1 protein-coding gene is annotated in these 1306 nt (G+C 68.6%); it reads left to right on the top strand.

The features are described 5' to 3' along the window. Positions 1–79 precede the first annotated feature (79 nt). The gene (locus ACIA1L_RS33430; RefSeq protein WP_396077079.1) at positions 80–1282 is read left to right on the top strand and encodes an IS110 family transposase; all 1203 of its coding nucleotides are present in this window, start codon (positions 80–82) and stop codon (positions 1280–1282) included. The last annotated feature ends 24 nt before the right edge of the window (positions 1283–1306 follow it).

Raw genomic sequence — 1306 nt, 5'->3', positions numbered from 1 at the left:
TAGGTCTCTTCGTAACGTGGCTGCCGGCAGTCGACGCCAGACTGGCGACCGAGGATGCGGGCTGTCGCGGGGAGGCGATGTGCACGGCGATTACCAGGTGTTCCTTGGCCTCGACGTCGGTAAGGACGGCCATCACGCCGTCGCCTTGGATCCGCGCGGGAAACGGCTGCACGACGCTGCGCTGATCAACAGCGAGGCGAAGCTGCGGCAGGTGTTCGACAAACTCGCCCGCCACGGCCGGGTCCTCGTGGTGGTCGACCAGCCGGCCTCGATCGGCGCCCTGCCTGTCGCGGTCGCCCGGGGATGCGGTCACGAGGTGGCTTACCTGCCGGGGCTGGCGATGCGCCGGATCGCCGATTTGCACCCCGGTGCGGCCAAGACCGACGCCCGCGACGCCTATGTGATCGCGGACGCCGCCCGGACCTTGCCGCACACGCTGCGACGGGTCGACGTCGGCGACGAGGCCTTGGCGGAGCTGGAAGTCCTAGTCGGCTTCGACGACGACCTCGCCGGCGAGGCGACTCGCCTGGCGAATCGCATCCGTGGCCTGCTCACTCAGATCCACCCGGCCTTGGAACGCGTTCTCGGGCCGAGAGTGCAGCACAAGGCGGTGCTGCAACTGCTGTCGCGGTGCGGCGGCCCGGCCGGGTTGCGCAAGGCCGGACGATCCAAGCTGATCGAGATTGCCGCGAAGAACGCCCCTCGCATGGGCGAACGCCTCGTCGAGCAGATCATGAACGCACTCGACGAGCAGACCGTGACCGTTCCCGGCACCATCGCGGCGGAGAAAATCCTTCCGCGCCTGGCCGACAGCCTGCGTGACGTTCTGCTGCAGCGTGATCAAGTCGCCGGCGAGGTCGAGGGGATGCTTGATGCTCACCCTCTTGCCCAGGTCCTGACGTCGATGCCCGGCATCGGCGTCAGGACCGCAGCGCGGATCCTGCTCGAAGTCGGCGACGGCACCGCCTTCAAGACGTCCGGACACCTGGCCGCCTACGCCGGCCTGGCCCCGGTCACCCGCCGCTCCGGCACTTCCATCCGCGGTGAGCACCCGCCCCGCGGCGGCAACAAGCAGCTGAAACGCGCGTTCTTCCTCGCCGCTTTCGCTTCCCTGGCACACCCGCCGTCGCGGGCTTACTACGACCGCAAACGCGCCCAAGGTAAACGCCACAACGCCGCCCTCATATGCCTCGCACGCCGCCGCGTCGACGTCCTATTCGCCATGCTCCGCGACCGCAGCCCCTACCAAACACGACCGAGCGACCACGCTCTCGCCGCTTGACGAAACCCATAGGGACACCCCCCC

It is taken from the genome of Actinoplanes sp. NPDC051859 (assembly GCF_044452725.1).
GTDB lineage: Bacteria > Actinomycetota > Actinomycetes > Mycobacteriales > Micromonosporaceae > Actinoplanes.
This window is presented reverse-complemented; position numbering and strand designations above follow the sequence as displayed.